This is a genomic window from Neorhizobium sp. 05N33 (assembly GCF_056397445.1).
This window is the reverse complement of sequence record NZ_JBFTNK010000019.1, coordinates 39085-56636: the sequence shown is the minus strand read 5'-3', so window position 1 is coordinate 56636 and position 17552 is coordinate 39085. Positions and strand designations below refer to the sequence as shown.

15 protein-coding genes are annotated in these 17552 nt (G+C 61.8%); 8 read left to right on the top strand and 7 right to left on the bottom strand.

Annotation, left to right across the window (positions count from 1 at the left end):
- The first annotated feature begins 211 nt into the window (after window positions 1-211).
- Together AC1DLT_RS28070 and AC1DLT_RS28065 are read left to right on the top strand one after the other, a co-directional pair.
- A complete protein-coding gene (locus tag AC1DLT_RS28070) occupies window positions 212-2707 on the top strand; it encodes a winged helix-turn-helix domain-containing protein (protein ID WP_477488907.1) in 2496 nt (831 codons plus the stop codon).
- Between the two features lie 94 nt (window positions 2708-2801).
- Window positions 2802-3083, top strand: coding sequence for a hypothetical protein (locus AC1DLT_RS28065; protein ID WP_477488906.1), 282 nt, complete (start codon window positions 2802-2804; stop codon window positions 3081-3083).
- 272 nt (window positions 3084-3355) lie between these two features.
- On the opposite strand, the gene AC1DLT_RS28060 is transcribed toward AC1DLT_RS28065, so the two are convergent.
- Complete coding sequence (locus tag AC1DLT_RS28060) at window positions 3356-4591, bottom strand: OpgC family protein (protein WP_477488905.1); 1236 nt, start codon at window positions 4589-4591, stop codon at window positions 3356-3358.
- A gap of 198 nt (window positions 4592-4789) precedes the next feature.
- Entirely contained in the window at window positions 4790-8305 is a 3516-nt protein-coding gene (locus tag AC1DLT_RS28055; protein ID WP_477488904.1) for a hybrid sensor histidine kinase/response regulator, read from the bottom strand.
- A 197-nt stretch (window positions 8306-8502) separates the two neighbouring features.
- Here AC1DLT_RS28055 and mscL point away from each other — a divergent pair, with 197 nt between their 5' ends.
- The 5 genes from mscL to AC1DLT_RS28030 all read left to right on the top strand — a co-directional run bounded on the left by mscL (window position 8503) and on the right by AC1DLT_RS28030 (window position 12769).
- On the top strand, window positions 8503-8928 hold the full coding sequence (gene mscL / locus AC1DLT_RS28050; RefSeq protein ID WP_040125733.1) for a large conductance mechanosensitive channel protein MscL: 426 nt from the start codon (window positions 8503-8505) through the stop codon (window positions 8926-8928).
- Window positions 8929-9045: 117 nt separating this feature from the next.
- A complete protein-coding gene (locus AC1DLT_RS28045) occupies window positions 9046-10215 on the top strand; it encodes a pyridoxal phosphate-dependent aminotransferase (protein WP_477488903.1) in 1170 nt (389 codons plus the stop codon).
- 159 nt (window positions 10216-10374) lie between these two features.
- Window positions 10375-11409 (top strand): UDP-glucose 4-epimerase GalE, encoded by a 1035-nt coding sequence (gene galE / locus AC1DLT_RS28040; protein ID WP_477481957.1) that lies wholly within the window; start codon window positions 10375-10377, stop codon window positions 11407-11409.
- 111 nt (window positions 11410-11520) lie between these two features.
- Window positions 11521-11853 (top strand): hypothetical protein, encoded by a 333-nt coding sequence (locus AC1DLT_RS28035; RefSeq protein WP_247037430.1) that lies wholly within the window; start codon window positions 11521-11523, stop codon window positions 11851-11853.
- A 124-nt stretch (window positions 11854-11977) separates the two neighbouring features.
- A complete protein-coding gene (locus AC1DLT_RS28030) occupies window positions 11978-12769 on the top strand; it encodes a polysaccharide deacetylase family protein (RefSeq protein ID WP_477488921.1) in 792 nt (263 codons plus the stop codon).
- 97 nt (window positions 12770-12866) lie between these two features.
- On the opposite strand, the gene AC1DLT_RS28025 is transcribed toward AC1DLT_RS28030, so the two are convergent.
- From AC1DLT_RS28025 to AC1DLT_RS28015, 3 genes are all read right to left on the bottom strand, one after another.
- Window positions 12867-13265: a DUF1236 domain-containing protein gene (locus tag AC1DLT_RS28025; RefSeq protein ID WP_040124521.1), complete on the bottom strand. Its 399-nt coding sequence runs from the start codon at window positions 13263-13265 to the stop codon at window positions 12867-12869.
- A 72-nt stretch (window positions 13266-13337) separates the two neighbouring features.
- Complete coding sequence (locus tag AC1DLT_RS28020; protein ID WP_040124522.1) at window positions 13338-13526, bottom strand: hypothetical protein; 189 nt, start codon at window positions 13524-13526, stop codon at window positions 13338-13340.
- Between the two features lie 22 nt (window positions 13527-13548).
- Window positions 13549-14370 (bottom strand): DUF1236 domain-containing protein, encoded by an 822-nt coding sequence (locus AC1DLT_RS28015; protein WP_477488902.1) that lies wholly within the window; start codon window positions 14368-14370, stop codon window positions 13549-13551.
- Between the two features lie 534 nt (window positions 14371-14904).
- On the opposite strand from AC1DLT_RS28015, the gene AC1DLT_RS28010 reads away from it, so the two are divergent.
- Complete coding sequence (locus tag AC1DLT_RS28010) at window positions 14905-15492, top strand: hypothetical protein (protein ID WP_477488901.1); 588 nt, start codon at window positions 14905-14907, stop codon at window positions 15490-15492.
- Here AC1DLT_RS28010 and AC1DLT_RS28005 read toward each other — a convergent pair.
- Complete coding sequence (locus AC1DLT_RS28005; protein WP_155414692.1) at window positions 15466-16140, bottom strand: response regulator; 675 nt, start codon at window positions 16138-16140, stop codon at window positions 15466-15468. The genes AC1DLT_RS28010 and AC1DLT_RS28005 overlap by 27 nt on opposite strands.
- Window positions 16137-17537: a sensor histidine kinase gene (locus tag AC1DLT_RS28000; protein ID WP_477488920.1), complete on the bottom strand. Its 1401-nt coding sequence runs from the start codon at window positions 17535-17537 to the stop codon at window positions 16137-16139. The genes AC1DLT_RS28005 and AC1DLT_RS28000 overlap by 4 nt, the downstream gene beginning before the upstream one ends.
- Window positions 17538-17552 lie beyond the last annotated feature (15 nt).

Here is a 17552-nt window from a genome sequence, read left to right as displayed (position 1 = left end):
GTCAATGATGTTGCGCCGGCGGTCGCTTCGGCTGTTGCACGCTAGCAAGGCCGGCAAAAGCCGGTTTCGGCACAAGTGGATGCTGGACCTCTGCTTCAGCGGGTTGAAGCAAGCCGGGATTCAGGAAGAATAATGGTCGATAAGCGCGGAGCGAGGTTGGCCGATGCGCGTGCTGGAGGGGAGTGTGCAGGACGGGAGCTGGTTAATCGACTTGAAGAGGCGTGAACTGCGCGACTCGTCGGGCAGGCACGTCACCTTGCGCAGGCGCTCCCTCGGACTGTTGCTTTACCTCGCCGGAAAGCCGGATCACGTCATCGGGAAAGACGAGCTAGTGGCGGAAAACTGGAGCGGCATTGCGGTAACCGACGATTCCTTGACAAAATGCATCTCCGATATCCGTAACGCTCTTGGGCCAGCTCTGCGCGACACCATCCGCACGATTTCCGGTCGCGGCTATATGCTGTCGGGATGGGAAGCCGACGCGACCGACGAACGTCTGACCTTTCGTGCATTGCCTCACGTCGCCGCACATCCGCGGCGACCCGGCAACCTGGCTTCGGCAAGGCCGCTCATCGGTCGCGCCGAAGACGTGCGGCGCATTGGCGATCTTCTTGCCCACAAACGGCTTGTAACGGTGATCGGGGCCGGCGGTGTCGGAAAGACCTCGGCTGCAATTGCGGCAGCTGGGCTGATTACCGAAAGCTATCCGGATGGTGTCTGGATTGTCGAACTTGGGCCGATACAGTCCGCCGCGTTGATCCCCAGCACCCTTCGTTCGGCCCTGCGGCTGGAAACGACCGGCGATCATCTCACGGCGGTTCTGGACTTCCTTGCCGACAAATCGATGCTGATCCTCGTTGACAATTGCGAGCATCTGGTCGAAGCGACGGGCGATGTCGTCGGCTCCATCCTTGCCGCCGCCCCTGGCGTTGGCGTCCTTGCCACCAGCCGCGAGCCGTTAAGGCTTCAAGACGAGCAGCTCTTTCGCCTCGGCACCCTTCGTTATCCCCCGGAGCCGACATGCACGGCCACGGAAGCCCTGACCTATCCCGCGGTTGCGCTCCTCGCAGAGCGGGCGGCGCTGGCGCTGGATGGCTTCGTCCTCGAACAGGAGGATGTGCCGGCAGCGGTGGATATTTGCCGACGGCTCGACGGCATTGCTCTCGCTCTGGTTCTCGCGGCGGCTCGTTTGGCCGCGATGAGCCTTCAGGACCTGGCCGCGAGCCTCGACCGGCGTTTCGATTTGCTGACAAGCGGCCCACGCCGTTCGGCACAGCGTCAGCGCACGCTTCGCTCCATGATCGACTGGAGCTACGATATGCTGGCCGCTGATGAGCAGGCCGTCTTTGCCGAACTTGCCGTCTTTGCCGGTCACGCCTCGATCGAGGATATCGCTGCCGTTTGCCGCGGCGGCGATCATCGCTCCGCGGACGAGGTGCTACTTTCGCTGTTCGACAAATCGCTTGTGATTTCCATTCGCGATCCTTCGGGACGAACCCGCTACGGATTCTTGGAGACGACCCGCCAATACGCTGCCGAGCGTCTGGACGCGCAGCATTCTCACGCCGCGCGGCTGCGTCTCGTCAGGCGCATGATCGATATTTTCACTGAAGCGGAAATCGGGATCGAGACTGAGGCAACCATCACGTGGCGAAATCGCTACGCGCCCGGCCTCGACAATCTGCGGGCCGCGCTCGCATGGGTGTTCGAACAATCCGGCGAAACGGATCTGGCCATCGCGCTCGCAACGGCATCGGCTCCCTTGTTCGATGAGATGTCGCTGCTGACGGAGCGCCGCGAATGGATCGACAGGGCAATGAGGGCAGCGACCGGCGAAACGCCACCCTTCCTACTTGGCAAGCTGAACCTGTGGGGCGCCATGCGTTCAAGCTGGGTCCGTCATTGGGACAAGGAGCTCTCGGGCGAGGCAGCCAGACTGTTCATGGAGGCCGGCGCGTCGTTGTGGCAGGGGCGCGCATTGGCAATGGAGGCCGTCGGCTATGGATATGAGGGACGCTGGGACGAGGCTTGGCCCCTTATCACCGCTGGCGAGGCCGCCTTACGGCCACTCGGCCCCACACGAGCGCTCTCGGCAACCCTGCGCTATTGGGGAACGATGCTGATCTGGAAGGGCCTACCCCGCGAGGCGGAGCCTTTGATCGATGAAGCGGCCGAAATCGCCGCTTCCATCGGCTATCAGTCAGGCTTTGTCCGAGCCCATGTCACGCGAGCGGAGATCGCGTTCGAGCATGACGACGTGCGGACCGCAATTCGCCTCTCGGCTGAAGCCGTTGCGACGGCACGCGAAGCCGACGACCTCAACGACCTTGTGCTCGTCGGCACACTCCTGGTTGCCTATCGTCTGATCGGCGGGGAGATTGCCAAAAATCGAGAAGACCTCCTTGATCTCTTCGATATGGATCAACGTCTCGGCGACGTTGCTTTGATCCGTACACATATCGAACTCGCCGCCTTCTATCTTGCGTTGAACGGCGACTTAACGAACGCTGCCCTGCTCGCCCACTATGCAAAGCGTACCAACGATCGTCCGCAGGAGGAAGCCGAGCGGTTCGAACGCGTCATCCGCAGCAAGACCGCCGACCTTCTTGCCGCACTGTCAGATAGCCAACCGACCGGGGATAGACCCGTCGAACGCTGGACAGTCAGGAACGCGACTGCACACGCGATCCGGCTGCTTCAACGCTGAAGATTTCAGAATCGTTTCCGTTTGGCTTCCGGACTGGCTGGCAGACGCTCCACTATCGTCAATGAGACAAGAAACAATTCATGGATTGGCGAGCATGCGTGGAGCACGAAAAGGACATGACCACAAACTAACCATGCTCAAATCGGCTGTGGAACGATTGAGCATCCGACGCTTCATCAAAGATGTCGGCCTGGCTGACGAATTCGAGCACGATGCCGTAGGCTGTGGGTCGGAAGCAGCGGACATCTTCGTCGATGCCTCGGGCGTCCGGCAGCATTTCATCACGAATATGGGCAAGGATTTTACGGTTCGATGGGCTTGGGACTTACTGGAAACTCGTGTGGAGGGCGACACTGGCTGTTTTTTCCAACGGTAAAGCGTTTGTCGGCAGTTTAGAGGGCGAAACCGGTTTCCCCTTCCGAATGTCTGGCGTCTTAAGCTGGCGTTGCGGTGAATGGCATTGGCGTATGCTGCACGCCTCCGAACCCGTCGGTTGAGCGCGGGGCTTGACCCGAGGATCCAGCATCCGCACCGCCAGCCCATGGCTCCTCGGGTCAAGCCCGAGGACGACCTCGAGTATGTTGCGAGGTGCCTGCAGTCCAAGGGCAGTGGCCTGGGCCACTGCCCTTATTTTGCCTAGACCCGGCCTTACCGAATGATCATCTGCTGCGGTGCGCCGGGCTTTGCCGGCTGCTGCACCTTGACCGGAGCCGGTTCCGCCGTGCCGAACAGCTTGTCGCGTTCGCGCCACAGGGCCGGCAGCGACAGCAGCGCGATCGAGACCAGCGCAATCGCCGTCTTGGTGAACTCGTTGAGCTCCGGCGTCCGTCCGTCGAAATAATAGACGAAATAGACGATCGCGACGTGCCACACATAGACATAGAGCGAGTGGCGGCCCAGCAGCTGCAGGTACTTGATCGAGAACACCCAGGTGACCGCACCGGCAATGCGGCGCACCCATTCGTCCCTGTGCTTCGGGCCGGCGACGATCAGCCAGGTAACAAGCATGGCGACGGCTGCGAAATTCAGGAGATAGACCGGACCGAAATCGGCACGGATTTCCATCGAGGCGAACTTGCCGATCATGTGCGGCGGCATCAGCTCATGCGCGGTGATCAGACGCAGCGGCAGGAAGAAGAGAACCATCAGCAGCGCCACCTTCGGGATGAACGTATTGTCTGGCGACAGGATGTTGCTCCACTTGATCTTGCCGGCCGAGGTCAGCGCGCCGAGCACGAGGCCCGAATAGAACACGACCTGCCAGCCGAGCAGGTTGAACGACACGCGGATGCCCTGGTCGTCCGCGCCCATGACCAGATCGTTGATCGGCGTCGTGGCGATCTGCTGCAGACCGAGCTGGGCCGCCATCCACAGGATTACCGAACCGGCCACCACATAATGCCACTTGTCCTCCAGCACGAGCTTCACCAGCATCGGCGCGAAGAGCATGTAGACGATATACTGGGGCAGGATATCCATGAAGGTCGGCTGGTAGAGGAAGGTCGCGATCGCAGCGAGGCGCAGCGGGTCGTCGAAGGTCGTGTAACCCAGCCAGTTGAACCAGATCGAATAGGCGCCCGGCAAAAGCATCTGCGCGACCAGCACAACCAGCACGATGCCCATCGCATAACGATAAAGCTCGAATGCGCGGTTGTAGATGGCCGTGCGGCCGGCCGCATAACCGTTCTTCAGCATCTTCTTGGCATAGACCATGCCGATCAGCAGGCCGGACAGGAAAACGAAGCCCTGGGCGTCTTCAACGAAGGCGAGCTGATTGTGGTTGATCTTCACCAGAAGATAGCCGCCAGCAAAGATCAGATGGTTGAGAACCATGAAAACGAGGAAATATCCTCGCATACCATCAATAATATCAAAGCGTTTCATCGGTCGCGGTCTCCGTCTTTGCCGGTGCCGATGGGGCTTTCGCCTTTCGGTCCGTAAGGCCTCTGCGGGCCAGGATGTACGCGGCTAAACGCGGCAAAAAGCCGGACAGTTCCAGCCCTATTTGGGCGTTTAGACCTTATCTACCGTAAACTGTCCGTGATGACTCCGCGATGAACGCCGGGTTGGGTGAGGTTCACACTATTCAGCAGCGACGCGTTTGAGGCCTGCAACCTGCGTGAGGTACGCCCGCATGGCCGCCGGCTTTACCGGCTTGTGCTGCACGCCGATGTCGTGACGCTCCGCCTCGGCACGGACCTCGGGCGTGCGATCGGCGGTGATGATCAGCGCGGGGATATCCGCCTGATATCTGGCGCGCAGTTTCAGGACAGCCTCGATGCCGTTGCCGTCGTCGAGATGGTAATCGGCGATGATGATTTCCGGCGGCGGTTCGTGGCGGTCGACGATGTCGTCGAGAGCGGCGAGCGAGTCCGCCTGGCCGACGGTGCAGCCCCAGCCGGTGATCAGCAGCGCCATGCCCTCGAGGATCCGCGGTTCGTTGTCGATGCAGAGAACCCGGAGCCCGTTCAGCGGCTGCGAGCGCTTGCGGCGCTCCAATTGGTCAGCGGCCTGGACTGCCTGCGATGCGGTCAGGTCCATCGGCACCTGGACCCGGAAGGCGGTGCCTCGCCCGGGCGTCGAGGCGAGTTGGACCGGATGGTTGAGCACTCGCGAGATGCGGTCGACGATCGACAGGCCAAGACCGAGGCCGGCCGCGGTCTTCGCACCCTCGTCCAGCCGGGCGAATTCCTTGAACACGGTGCGGAATTTCGAGGGCGGGATGCCGATCCCGGAATCGAGTACTTCGATCACCACCTGGTCGCCTCGCCGGCGGGCGCCGATCAGTACCTTGCCGTCGATCGTGTATTTGATGGCGTTGGAGACGAGGTTCTGCACCAGCCGGCGCAGCAGGTTGGCGTCGGAGCGCACCTTCAGCGATGTCGGCATGACCACGAATTCCAGGTCCTTCTCACGGGCCATCGGCGCGTAGTCGGTCTCGATGCGTTTCAGAAGGTCGTCGAGCGGCACCGAGGTGAAACGCGGCTTCATGGCGCCTGTATCGAGCCTGGAGATATCGAGAACCGCACCAAGGATCGCCTCGACGGATTCCAGCGCGGAATCGATATTGCGCACCAGCGAACCGTTGTTGTCAGACGATCCGAGCCGCTCGACCAGCGCCGAGGAATAAAGCCGGGCGGCGTTGAGCGGCTGCAGGATGTCGTGGCCGGCGGCTGCGAAGAACCGGGTCTTGCCGATATTGGCCTCGTCGGCGGATGCCTGGGCCTCGGCAAGCTCCTTATTGACGCGGGTGAGCTCGGCGGTGCGTTCGCCGACCCGCTGTTCGAGCGTCTCGTTTGCCTGCTTCAGCGCCTGGTCTGCCGCGACACGATCGGAAATGTCGGTAAAGGTCGCGACGATGCCCTTGTCGGGCATGGCGTTGGAGCGAACCTCGATGATCCGCTCGCCGCCGTTCAGCACCAGCGAGAAGGGGGCGTCGAGCGTCTGGAACTTACGGATCACCTCCGCCTGCTCGACGGCCGCGAGATCGCCGCGTTCCGAAAGGATGGCAACCATGTCGGCCAGCGGAAAGCCGACCTGGCCGACCTGTTCCGGCAGGTCCAGCAGATTGCGGAAACGCCGGTTCCAGATGGTCAGGCGTTCGGAACTGTCGAACACGGCAATGCCCTGGTCCATCTGCGAAAGCGCCGTCTGCAGCATGTCCTGGTTATACTGCAGCGCCTCGCTTGCCTGGTCGAGCAGCCAGGCGGTGTCGGAATTGGTGTCCTCTGCCTTCTGCAAGATCAGCGACAGCACCAGCCGGGCCGAGGACGAGCCGATCGCGCTGCCGAGCAGCTGTTCGGAAAAATGGATCATCGCCATGTCGGCGGGCTGGTCGTCGCCGAACTTGCGGCCGGCCGTCTTCTCGTAGTTGGAGAAGGAGCGACGCATGCGTTCCTCGCCGAGATACCGGGCGATCGCCGTCTTCAGGTCGCCGACGCCGACGCGGGTTTTCCAGCCGCGGGTGGCAAACTGCGAGCGCAGGTGCCTTTTGACGAAGATGCCGGCCTGGATTCGCTCGACCGGACGCGGATTGCGCGACAGCGATCCCAGCACGAAGGCGAGAATGTTGAGCGTCAGGCTGAAGATCGTCGCGTTGACCAGCGGGTCCGTCTGCGGCCCGGAGAAGATGCCGGTGCCCGGGAACAGGAAATTGAGGACGGCCGTCGCCACATGGGAATTGTCAGGCCCGCCAAGGCTTGGCACGAACAGCAGATAGGCCCAGGCAAGGAAGCCGAAGGACATGCCGAGGATTGCGCCGCGGGCGTTGGCACGGCGCCAGACGAGGCCGCCGAGGAGGGCAGGAGCTACCTGAGCGATCGCCGCGAACGCCAGCAGGCCGATGGAGGCAAGGCCGGATTGGCTGTCGGCCATGCGGTAATAGGCATAACCGAGGATCAGAACGCCGAAGATCGCAACCCGGCGGATGTTCAGCAGCGTGCGGGTAAAATCGGTGCGCTGGCCGGAGCGCGCCGCCATCAGCCGTTGTCTGAGGAATATCGGGATGATGATGTCGTTCGACACCATGATCGAAAGGGCCACGGATTCCATGATGACCATGGCGGTGGCTGCGGAAAAGCCGCCGATGAAGGCGATCAGCGAAACGACCTTCAGCTCGCCGGCGAGCGGCAACGTCAGCACGTAAAGGTCGGCGTCGCCGGTGCCGCCGAAGGTGATCAGCCCGGCCATGGCCACCGGCAGCACGAAAATGTTGATGGCGATCAGGTAGAGCGGCAGAAGTGCGCTCGCCACCTTGCGCTCCTTCGTCGTGCGGTTCTCGACCACGGTCACATGGAACTGCCGCGGCAGCATGATGATCGCAAACGCCGACAGCGCGATCAGGATCAGCCAGCGGCTGATCGGCGTCTCGTAGGCGAGCGCCGAACCGACCAGCATGTTTTCCGATGCCTTGGCAAGCAGGTCGGACGGGCCGTCAAACAGGATGAAGAACACCGAAAAGCCGACCGTCGCAAAGGCGAACAGCTTGACCACCGATTCCATGGCGACGGCCAGGATCAGCCCGTCCTGGTGTTCCGTCGCATCCGTGTGGCGGGTGCCGAAGATGACGGCGAAACAGGCCATCATCAGCGTGACAATCAGCGCCAGGTCGATGAAATAGAGGTTGCCGCTGCCGATGCCGTAGTCCGACGGATTGACCATGGCGGCGACCGAGCTCGACACCGCTTTCAGCTGCAGCGCGATATAGGGCACGGCACCGACCAGGGCGATGATCGCGACGATCATCGCGACGGTGGAATTCTTGCCGTAGCGGGCGGCGATGAAATCGGCGACCGACGTCAGCTTCTCGGCCTTGGCGAGCTCGACGATCCGCCGGATGATCGGCATGCCGAGCGTGAAGGCGAGGATCGGGCCGATATAGATGCCGGTGAACTCCAGTCCCTTCTGCGAGGCAAGCCCGACGCCGCCGAAATAGGTCCAGGAGGTGCAGTAGATCGCAAGGCTCAGCGCATAGACGATCGGCCGGCCGTTCTTCGGCACGCCGAAGACACGGCTTCGCCGGTCGCCATAACTCGCCACCGCAAACAGCAGCAGGATATAGGCGAAAGCCGAAACGAAAATGACCCAGCCAGGAAGCATTGCTCCTCCGCAAAGAGCTTCAGGGCTCAAACATTAGGGGAAAAGCATGCGCTTGGAAATCAGGGGGGCTCTCGGCAAAAAGTCCAATAGACGATCGTATTTAAGCCTGCGGCGGGCGCCGTCTTTTCACATCCGCAGAAAGCGCTATGTTGCGTTTTACCGAAACTGAAAAGCCATGGGGGATATTGGCGATGTCAATGATCAGCGAATTCCGTTCTTTTATTGCCAAGGGCAATGTCGTCGATCTTGCGGTCGGTATCATCATCGGCGCCGCTTTCACGGGTATCGTAAAATCGCTGGTCGATGACATCGTGATGCCGATCGTCGGCGCGATCACTGGCGGCGGCTTCGATTTCTCGAATTACTTTCTGCCGCTGTCGAGCGCGGTCACGGCGTCGTCGCTCGCCGCTGCCCGCGAACAGGGTGCGGTCTTTGCCTATGGCAACTTCATCACCGTTCTCATCAATTTCGTGATCCTGGCGTTCATCATCTTCCTGATGGTGAAGGCCGTGAACAAGATGCGCCTCGCGGATGAGAAGAAGTCGGCCGACGAGACGCCGGCTCCGCCACCGGCCGATATCCAGCTGCTGACCGAAATCCGCGACCTGCTGAAGGCAAAGTGATCTTTTGATCACGCCCGGCGAATTCATCAGCGGAATCGATCCCTGCGTCACGGATTATCATGGGATTCCGAGGCTTTCCTGCGCTAAAGAAGTGGGAAACAGCCCCGAGGGAATTCCATGTCGATCATCTCCAGTCTCAGCCCCCGCGCCGTCGCGGCGCCCGAAAGCGGCATTGTCGAGGTCCTGAATTACGCCCGCGGGCGAGAGGGATTGATCCCGCTCTGGGCCGGTGAAGGGGATCTGCCGAGCCCGGATTTCATCAACCGCGCTGCAACCGAGGCGCTGCTCGGCGGCGAGACCTTCTACACCTGGCAGCGCGGCATCCCCGAGTTGCGCCAGGCGCTGTCGGATTATTACGCGCGGCATTTCTCCGTCTCGCTGCCGGTCGAGCATTTTTATGTGACCGGCTCCGGCATGCATGCGATCATGCTGGCGGTGCAGGCCGTGACCTCTCCCGGCGACGAGATGATCTATCTGTCGCCGACCTGGCCGAACATCATCTCGGCGATCGAGATTTCCGGCGCCCATTCCGTCGGCCTGCCGCTCGATTTCGTCGGTGGCCGCTGGTCGCTCGATCTCGCCAAGCTGGAGGCGAAGATCACACCGAAGACCAAAGGCCTGTTCATCAACACGCCCGCCAACCCGACGGGCTGGACGGCGACGCTCGAAGACCTGAAGAACATCCTGGCGCTCGCCCGCAAGCACGGTATCTGGATCGTCGCCGACGAGATCTATGCCCGTTATTATTATGGTGGCGCCGCAAGGGCTCCGTCCTTCCTCGACATCATGGAGGAAGGCGACCGGATCATCTTCGCCAATTCCTTCTCCAAGAACTGGTCGATGACCGGCTGGCGGGTCGGCTGGATCGTCGCTCCCCCGGAAATGGGACAGGTTATCGAAAACCTGGTGCAGTATTCGAATTCCGGCGTGGCGCAGTTCCTGCAGCGCGGTGCCGTCGTGGCGCTCAACCAGGGCGACGACTTCGTAAATGCGAATATCGCCCGGGCGACCGAAGCGCGCGACATCCTCTGCGACGCGCTGATTGCCACCAACCGTGTCGAAACGCTCAAACCCGACGGCGCGCTTTACGCTTTCGTCAAGGTGGACGGCATTACCGACAGCCGCAGCGCGGCGCTCGATATCGTTGACAAGATTGGCGTGGCGCTGGCGCCTGGCTCGGCATTCGGCAAGGGCGGCGAGCTTTTCCTGCGCGCCTGTTTCCTGCGCGATCCGAAACAGATCGAAGACGCCGCCGGCCGCCTCTCTGATTATATCAAGCGGCTCTGATCCGATCCGGCACGCAAACGCTAAAATTCGAGCGATTTGCTCAAGTGCCTGTTTGCCTTGACCCGAGATAAACCCGGCGCAACCCGCGTCGGGTAAGCATTGTTGAAGACTGCCCGTGTTTTCGTCCTGCCAACGATAAGAAAGCAGGGAAGCTTAGACATGGCAGTTCTGGTGACAGGCGGCGCGGGTTACATCGGCAGCCACATGATCTGGGCTTTGCTCGATGCGGGCGAGGAAGTCGTCGTCCTCGACAGGCTTTCGACCGGTTTTCGCTGGGCCGTGCCGGCCGAGGCGCGGTTTTATCTGGGCGACGTCGGTGATCGCGCCATTCTTTCGCAGATCTTTGCCGAAAACGACATCGACGCGATCCTGCATTTCGCCGGCTCGATCGTCGTGCCGCAATCAGTCGCCCATCCTTTGGATTATTACGAGAACAACACCGGCAATACCCGGTTGCTCGCTGCCGCTGCGATCGAGGCAGGCATCCGCCATTTCGTCTTCTCGTCGACTGCAGCAGTCTATGGCGATCAGAAGGACGACACGCCCGTCTTCGAAAGCGCCGACCTGCACCCGAAGAACCCCTATGGCCAGTCGAAACTGATGTCGGAAATGATGCTGCGCGATGCCGCGGCGGCCTATGATTTCCGTTTCGTGGCCCTGCGTTATTTCAATGTCGCCGGCGCCGATCCGCTCGGCCGCACCGGCCTGTCGACCGAAGGCGCCACCCATCTGATCAAGATCGCCTGCGAGGCTGAACTCGGCAAGCGCCGTGGCGTCGATGTCTACGGGACGGATTATTCGACGCCTGACGGCACCGGCATCCGCGACTACATCCATGTCACCGACCTCGTGAACGCGCATCTGAAAGCGTTGAGCTACCTGCGCCGTGGCGGCGAACCGTTGATTGCCAATTGTGGTTACGGCCGCGGCTATTCGGTCCTGGAGGTTCTGGACGCGGTGATGCGCGTCGGTGGCCGCAAGTTCGAAATCCGCTATGGACCCCGCCGGCCCGGCGACGCGGCAAGCGTGGTCGCCAATTCGACGCTGGCGCGCCGGTTGCTCGACTGGAAGCCGCGCCACGACGATCTGGATTTTATCGTCGAGACCGCGATTACCTGGGAGAAAGGCCTCGCCTCGCGCAAGGCCGAAGATCTCAAGTCGCTGCAGAGCAGGTTGGCCTCGGCACGGTTCTAAGGTTCCGGACCGGAACAGTTTTTATGGAACATCCTCGGTTGTCTGGGGTTTGAACTACGCGGGCAAATCGAATCCGCCGGTTCTGCCGGTATTTCAACGGAGGAAATTCCCATGACTTTCAAGCTGATTACCGTCTCGATCCTTTCTCTCGGCCTCGCGGCCGGTGGCGCTCTTGCCCAGACCAGCGGCAAGGGAAATGCAAGCTCCACCGGCACGTCGGCCAGCGATAGCAGCGACGGCCAGAAGAAGATCGACCCGAACGCCACCAACAGCACCACAGGCGGCGCCATGGGCAATGCTGCAGGCACCAAGGACACGCGGACCAACTGCGCTCCGAACCTGCAGACCAGGGGCTCGGCCACCACGCCTGACACGACGGGCACCGCATCGGTTCCTTCGGGCCAGGCCGGCACCAACACCAACGGTCAGGCTACGGACTGCTGACGCAGATACATTTTAGCGAAGAAAGGCCGGCATCGTCCGGCCTTTTTGCGTCTGGAGATTCCGTCGCATGGCGTTTTCAAGCGTTTGCCGATAAAGAGGGGCCTTCTCAACATCGGTATCCATGATGCGACGCGCTCTGCTTTCCACCATCTTCCTGTTGCTGCCTCTGACGGCGGGCGCCCAGAATTTGCCTGCAAAGCAGCCCTCAATCCCGCCTGTCACGCAGCATGCCGCGGGCACGCCCAAACTGGTCGAGCCGCATCTGCATGTCAGCCGTTCCGGCAATGTCAGCCGCCCTCGGGTGGCGCTGACCTTCGATGCCTGCATGGGGCAGGCCGACGAACGCATCCTTTCGACGCTTGTCCGGGAGCGCATTCCCGCGACCATTTTCGTCACCGCCCGCTGGCTGAAAAAGAACCCGCAGGCGGTCGCGGTCTTTCTAAACAACCTCGATCTGTTTGAACTGGAGAACCACGGCCAGAACCATGTGCCGGCGGTCGATGCTCCGGTCCTGATCTATGGCATCGCCGCGGCCGGATCACCGGAAGCCGTTCGCCAGGAAGTGGCAGGTGGCGCCGATGCGATGCTGGCGGCGGGCATCGCCGCACCGCGCTGGTTTCGGGGCTCAACGGCCAAATACGATCCTTCGGCGATCCGCCAGATCCGCGACATGGGATACCGGGTCGCCGGTTATTCGCTGAATGGCGACGGCGGCTCGCTGCTCGGCGCCGGCGTCACCGAAAAACGCATCGCTGCCGCCAAGGACGGCGATGTCGTCCTCGCGCATATCAACCAGCCGACCCATGCGGCCGGCGAGGGCGTCGCCCGCGCTCTCCTGGCCCTGAAAGGCCGGGGCGTCGAATTCGTGCGTCTTTCCGATGTCGATGGCATCGGCGACGACGACACGACGCAGTGAGCCGGCAGTCTTCCCAACCATTTTCTCTTTGAACGCAGATCGGGGAGAGACGGGATCCCGCCTCTCCCCGATCTTGTTTCGGCAGAAGGGGGCATATTTACCGGACGACCTGCACGACCGTGCGGGTCCGCGGGTCGACGATGATGCGCTGTTTGTTCACGACCGCGTAGGCATATTTCGGGCTGTCGGGAACCGGGGTCAGCACGACGCTTGAAGGAAGCGGCTTGCCGACGACGATCTTTTCCTTGACGACGACCGGTGATGCCGGGGCAGGGGCCTGTTCGACATAGGTGACGACGCGTTGCGGCGGCGGGTCGATGACGGTACCGACAGCTGCACCGGCGACCCCGCCGACGGCGGCACCCGCCGGGCCGCCGATGATGGCGCCGGTAACGGCGCCGCCGGCGGCTCCGTTGACGGTGCCTTGCTGGGCGGAAGCAGCAGGCGCGAGGGCGCCAAGGGCCACGGCGGAAAGAACGATGATCTGGGTCTTCATGATAGTCTCCTTCTACATGTTGTGAGCGGGCGGGTGATTTGAGCCGCGCCCTTCGAACGGGATCGAGGCCGTCTATCGCGTGACTGGCGCAGGCGGCTCGATCTTCGGCAGGGTGACGCCGATATCGACGTCATGGTTTCCGAGATAACCAGCTTCGAAGAGGAAGAACCCACCTGCGATGACGGCCACCAGCAGGATGACGGCAACGGCCCAGCCGCCGCTGCCGCTCGTACGGATCACTATCGGTTCTCGGTCACTCATGGTTTTCTCCTGTGTTCAGCGCTCAGCCGACCAGGATGTAAACAACCTCATGGGTCGAGGGATCGACGATGATGATCCGCCCGTCCGCCAGGACGAAGTATTCGTAACCGCGATAGGCGGGCACGATCTCGACGATGCGCGGCGGCAACGGATGCAGTTTCACGGTCGTTGGAACCGCGACGCCGACATTGACGTCAACATCCACATTCACCGGCTCGACCTTGTTCTGGACGAGGATCTTGCGCACTTCGGTCTTCTGTTCGGTCGAGATATTGATGCTGCCCGTGGTCTCGTTGGAAGGTTTATCGGTGGCGGCCTGGTTCGAACCGGGCTGCTGAGCACCATTATTCTGTCGGGCAGTGTCATCGGTTGCCGGTTTGCGGGCATCCGTTCCCGAACCCGAGCCGGAATTGGCGGTCGTCGAACTGTCGTTCTGGCCGGCAGGCTTCTGCTGTGCCGTGTTGTCCTTAGCGCCTGGCTGTGTATCGCCCGTTTGTGCCTTCATGGAATCGGTCGATTTTTCCTGAGCAGCGTTGTCACCGTTCTTGGGCTTCAGGGGCTTCAGGCGCTGCTGGTCGCCGCTTTGGGCCTGGGCGCCCGTTTTGTCATTGCCGCCGGCCGAGCCCTGTGGCTGTTGTGTCGCCGCGCCCATATTCTGCTGCGGCTGAGCCTGTTTGGCGCCGGACGAATCGTTCGAGCCTGGCTTGACCTTGCGGGGCAAGACCTGATTGCTGCCGTCCTGACCGCTCTGGGGAGCCTGGGTTTGAGCGATGGCCGGCACCACCGAAAGGGTCGATCCGGCGAGAAGCGCAATCGCGAGCGTCTGTTTCATCGAGAGTTTCATGATGTTTCCTCTACTTTCTGGTTCACCTGCGAGCCCGTTAATGGGTCGCACTCACACCTCGAACTGCGACTGCCACGGCTCGTTCCGGGTTTTGGGCTTCAGTCTGACGCGACCGGACTTCAGGCCGACCCTTTCTGGGCCTTTGGTCTGATGGGGCAGGCTAAAGGTCCAAGGGGGGATGAAATCGAGGAATTGCGCTGTTAAGGTGCCGTTGATCCTGGAGGTTTTTCAGGAGGTTCCGTCATCGACAGCAGCGTTTCCCAGGCCAGATGGCTATTGATCCCCGTCGCAGGGCTTTTTATCTTCATCGCCACTTTGGAAGCGCTTGCCGTCTGACGGATGCAGACCCCGGTTCCTGCGCGATCATCGGTCCTTTTCAGCGCAGAACCTTGCCCGCCGGCTGCCGTGTTTATGGGTCGGCGGGCTCTTTGAGCGGCGACAGGGCGCGGAACCATCAGGGGGGCGTCCGGTTTAGACCTTGCAAAACAGTTCGAAAATGCCTCACGCAGGAGATGGCCACACGAGGAGCGAGAGATGCCGACGCGTAGAATGCTTGTCCTGAGCGGAGCGCTCACCGCAGTCATTGCAGCGGTGCTGCCGTGGAAGGTTGTCGCCGGCGCGGACGGTCTGCCGCGTATCGCTCTGTCGACCGTTGCCGCTAAGGACGGCAATGGTGATGGCGGCAGCGGAAACGGCGGCGGCAGCTCCAGCGGGAACGGCAGCGACAATGGCGGCAGTTCTGGCAATAACGGCAATGGTTCCAGCAACGGCAATAGCGGCGGTAACGGTAACGCCGCTGGAACCGATACCGGCAGCGGCAGTACCGGCTCGGGAACCGGTCCTGGTACCGGAGCGGGATCGGCTCCGGCAGGCGAAGCTGTAAATCCCGGCAAAGCCGCCGCGTCTCCTGCCCAGCCCGCAGCCCCGGCACCGGCGGCTCCCTCGAAAGCCGGCGTCGAGGTCGATGTTCGCGGAACGTCGATAACAGTCAGACATCACAACGGCGCGACGGAACGAATCTCTCAAGGGCGTTACGAGATGCGGGATTCGCAATCCCGCACCATCGTCAATCGGACCGCAACCCCCTCGGATGCCTCAAGACTGCGATCGTTCGGCCGTTGACCGCTGGTCGGTCGCATCACGAAGGGCGAGTGCCGCCTCCGTCCGGTTGGTCACCTTCAGCTTCGAAAGGATGCGGGTCATGTGATGCTTGACGGTCTTTTCGTGAAGATCAAGCTGCCGCGCCACTCGCTTGTTGCTGAGCCCGGATGCAACGAGGCTCAGCACCTCCTGTTCGCGGTCCGTCAGTTCCGACAAGAGGTCGGGCTTTGCCTGGACCTCGGTGGGAGCGGATAGGCCGGCAATCAGCCGCGCCGAGAGGCCGGGCGAAACATAGCTCTCGCCGGACGCCACCGTTCTGACCACGTCTGCCAGGCCCCTCGAACCGACGCCCTTGAGAACATAGCCTTTGGCGCCCAGTTTCAGGGCGGCGGCGATGTCTTCGCTCGCCTCCGAAACGGTCAGCATGACGATCTTGAGGTCAGGGCAAAAATCGAGCGCTTCGGTTATCGCCTCGAGGCCGTTGCCGGGCATCGAAATGTCCATCAGCATCACATCCGGGCACAATTCTCGCACGATGCGCAGTGCGTCCTCCCGAGAGCCGCCTTCGCCGACCATTTCGAAATCCTCGATCTCCCCCAAGCTGCGCGTCACTCCCTCCCGGAACAACGGATGATCGTCGACAACCGCTATCTTTATTCCTGCCATCAAGCCTGCTCCATTTCATGCGTGTTCAGCGACATCCTGACCGTGGTGCCGTCTTTCGATGAGGTGATTGCAAATGTTCCGCCGAGGCTTTCGATGCGCTCTCTCAAACCTGCCAGCCCGAGACCTTCAGGGCGTATGCGCTGGGGATCGAAACCCGGGCCGCGATCGCCGACTTCGACGACGACATTGCCGTTGTCAAAACTCTGGCGAACGCTTTGATCCAAGCCGCCGCCATGCCGGAAGCCGTTGTTGAGCGCTTCCTGGACGAAACGATAGATGCAGATCTTGGCCGAAGGCGAAAGCGGCCTCGATCGGCTCGACGTCTTGAGAGCAACATCGACACCGGTCCGCTGCCGATGAGCATTGACGGCGCGCCGCAGTACGTCGGGCAGTTCGGCGGCCTCGATCTGCGGCAGGACAAGACCGCTGCAGATGCTGCGGATCTCGTCCATCGCCTCGTCGAGCCGGGCCTTGATGGTGGTGACCTCCTCTTCGCGCGCGGTCGGCGACGTCGCAGGATCGGTCAGGAGCCGGCTGTCCACCCGAAGCGCGGCATAGGCCACGAGTTGGGCTGGCCCGTCATGCAGGTCGGCGCCGAGCCGGCGCAGATAACTCTCGTTAAGGGCGGTGGCGCGCCGCGAGGCCCGCTGCGCCCGCGCGTGAAGAGCCTCGTTCTGCGACAGCAGATCGGACAGTTCCGCCACCCGCTGCGTCAGCGCCTGTCGCTGGTGGTCGATCGTCCGGCTGCCGCGGAAAACGATCGCCGAAAGAATGAGGAAGAAGGCGAGCGTAACGCCGGCGACCGCCCCCCAGCTTCGAAGCTGGGCCTGATAGAGGCTGCGCTGGAAATCGCCCGCGACCTCGTAGAACTCCGAGACCGCGACGACCTCTCCCGACCAGGGCTGCAGGATCGGATTGTAGATTTCGAGAAGCGACAGGCCGGTCGACCGCTCAAAATTGCTTTCGGGGTCTTCGGCAGGCCCGAACCGTGCCACCATCTGTCCGGAAAATGCGGTTCTGAGATTGTCGCTCGGCCCATATTTCTGCCCGATCATGCTTTTGTCGGTCGCATAAAGGACCGTGCCGTCGCGGCGCCAGAGCTTGAAGGATATGACCTGTCCCCCGAGAGCACCCTGGCCGAAGGTCTCGTCGAGCGCACGCGTGGTGACGTCATCAAGCGTCTGATTGGTCTTCATGTCCGGAAGCAGCGGAGCAATGATGCTATCGACATAAAGGGCCGTGGACGCGGCGGAGTTACGGGTGACCGTCGCCTCGATCACGCTCGTCACATAGGCGCCGACCAAAAGCATCGCGGCGAACGCGACCAGCCCGCCCGCGAGCAGAAACTGCCGGGCGAGGGATTGGTCGTTCCAGCGATCAAGAATTCCGCCGAGCCGCATCAGCATGCCGTTCCG

Excerpts from the sequence above, each read along its gene's own strand:
- AC1DLT_RS28065 (WP_477488906.1), top strand. The coding sequence starts at position 2,802 with ATGCGTGGAGCACGAAAAGGACATGACCACAAACTAACCATGCTCAAA.
- AC1DLT_RS28060 (WP_477488905.1), bottom strand. The coding sequence starts at position 4,591 with ATGAAACGCTTTGATATTATTGATGGTATGCGAGGATATTTCCTCGTT.
- AC1DLT_RS28055 (WP_477488904.1), bottom strand. The coding sequence starts at position 8,305 with ATGCTTCCTGGCTGGGTCATTTTCGTTTCGGCTTTCGCCTATATCCTG.
- mscL (WP_040125733.1), top strand. The coding sequence starts at position 8,503 with ATGATCAGCGAATTCCGTTCTTTTATTGCCAAGGGCAATGTCGTCGAT.
- AC1DLT_RS28045 (WP_477488903.1), top strand. The coding sequence starts at position 9,046 with ATGTCGATCATCTCCAGTCTCAGCCCCCGCGCCGTCGCGGCGCCCGAA.
- galE (WP_477481957.1), top strand. The coding sequence starts at position 10,375 with ATGGCAGTTCTGGTGACAGGCGGCGCGGGTTACATCGGCAGCCACATG.
- AC1DLT_RS28035 (WP_247037430.1), top strand. The coding sequence starts at position 11,521 with ATGACTTTCAAGCTGATTACCGTCTCGATCCTTTCTCTCGGCCTCGCG.
- AC1DLT_RS28030 (WP_477488921.1), top strand. The coding sequence starts at position 11,978 with ATGCGACGCGCTCTGCTTTCCACCATCTTCCTGTTGCTGCCTCTGACG.
- AC1DLT_RS28025 (WP_040124521.1), bottom strand. The coding sequence starts at position 13,265 with ATGAAGACCCAGATCATCGTTCTTTCCGCCGTGGCCCTTGGCGCCCTC.
- AC1DLT_RS28020 (WP_040124522.1), bottom strand. The coding sequence starts at position 13,526 with ATGAGTGACCGAGAACCGATAGTGATCCGTACGAGCGGCAGCGGCGGC.
- AC1DLT_RS28015 (WP_477488902.1), bottom strand. The coding sequence starts at position 14,370 with ATGAAACTCTCGATGAAACAGACGCTCGCGATTGCGCTTCTCGCCGGA.
- AC1DLT_RS28010 (WP_477488901.1), top strand. The coding sequence starts at position 14,905 with ATGCCGACGCGTAGAATGCTTGTCCTGAGCGGAGCGCTCACCGCAGTC.
- AC1DLT_RS28000 (WP_477488920.1), bottom strand. The coding sequence starts at position 17,537 with ATGCGGCTCGGCGGAATTCTTGATCGCTGGAACGACCAATCCCTCGCC.